The sequence below is a fragment of the Curtobacterium sp. B18 genome, assembly GCF_000333375.1.
GTDB lineage: Bacteria > Actinomycetota > Actinomycetes > Actinomycetales > Microbacteriaceae > Curtobacterium.
Window position 1 is genome coordinate 1 of record NZ_BACZ01000521.1, and the last position, 2,239, is coordinate 2,239.

At 73.5% G+C, this 2,239-nt stretch carries 2 protein-coding genes and 2 pseudogenes; 1 reads left to right on the plus strand and 3 read right to left on the minus strand.

Annotated elements, in window-relative coordinates; genetic code table 11:
* From I5E_RS13830 to I5E_RS13840, 3 genes and pseudogenes are all read right to left on the minus strand, one after another.
* Positions 1-621, minus strand: a pseudogene (locus I5E_RS13830) (hypothetical protein); the annotation flags it as partial.
* Positions 618-782 (minus strand): hypothetical protein, encoded by a 165-nt coding sequence (locus I5E_RS25595; RefSeq protein ID WP_022907508.1) that lies wholly within the window; start codon positions 780-782, stop codon positions 618-620. The gene I5E_RS25595 and the pseudogene I5E_RS13830, both read right to left, overlap by 4 nt.
* 246 nt (positions 783-1,028) lie before the next feature.
* Complete coding sequence (locus I5E_RS13840) at positions 1,029-1,781, minus strand: SDR family NAD(P)-dependent oxidoreductase (protein ID WP_022907509.1); 753 nt, start codon at positions 1,779-1,781, stop codon at positions 1,029-1,031.
* Positions 1,782-1,883: 102 nt separating this feature from the next.
* Here I5E_RS13840 and I5E_RS13845 point away from each other — a divergent pair.
* Positions 1,884-2,239 (plus strand): annotated as a pseudogene (locus tag I5E_RS13845) (hypothetical protein); the annotation flags it as partial.

Consider the following 2,239-nt stretch of genomic DNA (forward strand, 5'->3'; position numbering starts at 1 on the left):
CAGCACCGCCTCGGCGAGCCGGAGGTCGAGCGCCGCGCGTTCCGGCCCGACGACCGAGACGTCGAGCAGCGGTCGGGCGACGCGCCGCAGCACGGTCTGGAGCCCGACGAGCCGGTCCGGCTGCGCGGTCACCGGGAACGCGAGGGGCACGGGTGCGGAGTCGGTGCCGACGACGGCGACCGCTTCGAGGAAGTCGGCGTCGACGTGCACGAGGTGCTTGGTGCCGGGCGGTGCCCAGACGTGGAAGGGCCGTCCGGCCGGGTACAGCACCGGGACGCCCGGGCGGAGGGTGACGGCGTCGGCACGGTCGTCGTCGACCACGATGCCGCCCTCGACCGACCACGCGAGGAGGTACTGGCGTTCGGGCGCGAGGATGCCGGACCGGGCCGCCGAGACCGACGAGGTCCGGAGGCTGACGCGGTCGTCGCCGGTCGCTCGGTAGCGGAACCCGAACCCCTCCGGTGACGGCTCGAAGGCCATATCGCGGCCGTCGTAGACCTCGCGGTAGAACTCGAGCGCCGCCTCGGGGTCGCTGCCGCTCCGGACCACTTCGCGGACGGGCGTCCCGCTGAGTTCGGTGGACGCCAGCTCGGGTGCCGGTCGGTCGACCGCGGGGATCACCGTCCCTCCGGACCGCCCGAGCCCCGTTCCCCCACGAGGTCCGCGAGCGAGGGTTCGGCCTCGACCGGGATCGCCCACCCGCGGCGGCTCGCTCGTCTGAGGTACCGGTAGGTCGTCACCCGGACCTGTTGGACGTCGTCGTTCGACTCGTAGTTGCTCATCTCGTGCTCCCTGTTCGCGAGCGCCGGCTCCGCTTCGACCCTGGTGTGGACCGACGTCCAGAACGGATCCTCAGGGTCAGGGAGGGTTCACCGGAGCGTCAGAGGGACGCAGAGCGAGACCGTCGTTGACCGTGACGCTACGCGCGCCGTGGACGGCCCACGTGGACCGGACACCCAGCCCGCGCTATCCGGATCGAAGCGCGGTACGCGGTGCGGCCCCGATCCGGGCCGCCGGGCGACCTCGAGCTACAGGCTCGTCATGCCGCCGTCGACCCGGAAGACGGCCCCGGTCGCGTAGGACGACTCGTCGCTCGCGAGGTACACCATGATCCCGGTGACGTCGTCCGGTGTGCCGGCCCGGCCGAGGGGCGTCCGCGCAACGATGGCCGCGCGCGACGCGGGGTCGCCGGAGATCGCCCGGACGAGCGACGTCTCGGTGTAGCCCGGCACGACGGTGTTCGCGCGGATGCCGTCGCGGGCGTAGGCCATCGCCGTCGCGCGGACGAGCGCGTGGACCCCGCCCTTCGTCGACGAGTAGGCGGCGAAGTCGGCCCCCTCGCCGTTCAGGCCGGTCGGCGACCCGGTGACGATGACGGACCCGCCGCCCCCGGCCGCGAGCATCGCCCGGACCGCGTGCTTCACGGTGAGGAAGGTGCCCGTCAGGTTCACGGCGACCGTGCGGTCCCACGTCTCGAGCGAGACGTCGGCGACCTTGGCGTCGTGCCCGAAGAGCTGGACGCCGGCGTTGGCGACCACGACTTCGGGGACGGTGCCGCGGGCTGCGAGCTCGGCGAAGCCCGCCGTCACGCTCGACTCGTCGGCGATGTCCACGGTGAGCGCGATCCCGGCGTCCCCGGCGGCGGCCTCGGCGGCGGCCGCGTCCCGGTCGGCGTAGACGACCCGTGCGCCCTCGGCCACGAACCGGTCGGCGATCGCCCGTCCGATCCCCGCTCCGGCCCCGGTCACCAGGGCGGTCTTGCCGGTCAGTCGTCCGGTCATGCGTGCACTCCGTCCTCGAGGCAGCACTGCCCCGTCCTCGGAGCGACGTCGCTCCAGGACCCATCATTGCGCAACCGGTTGACCGACTGGTAGCAAGGGCACATGACCGACGACGTGGTGCGGGACGACGTGACGTGGGACGACGCGGTGGTCGAGGACGTGCTCGTCGTCGGGCCGTGGCAGGTGACCCTCCGGGGCGCGGAGGTCGCCGACGTCCGCCACGACGGGGTACTGGTCCTGCGCGGCGTCCGGTTCGTCACCCGCGACCACGACTGGCGGACCGCCGACGACACCGTGACCGGGCGGACCGTCACCACGACGGGCACGACCGACGTGCGGGTGCGCACCGAGGTGGTGAGCGCGATCGACGACGCCGCCGTCCTCCGGTCGGTCATCGACCTCGCCCTCACCGGCGACACCCTGCGCGTGGACGTCACCGCCACCCGGCAGCCCCCTTC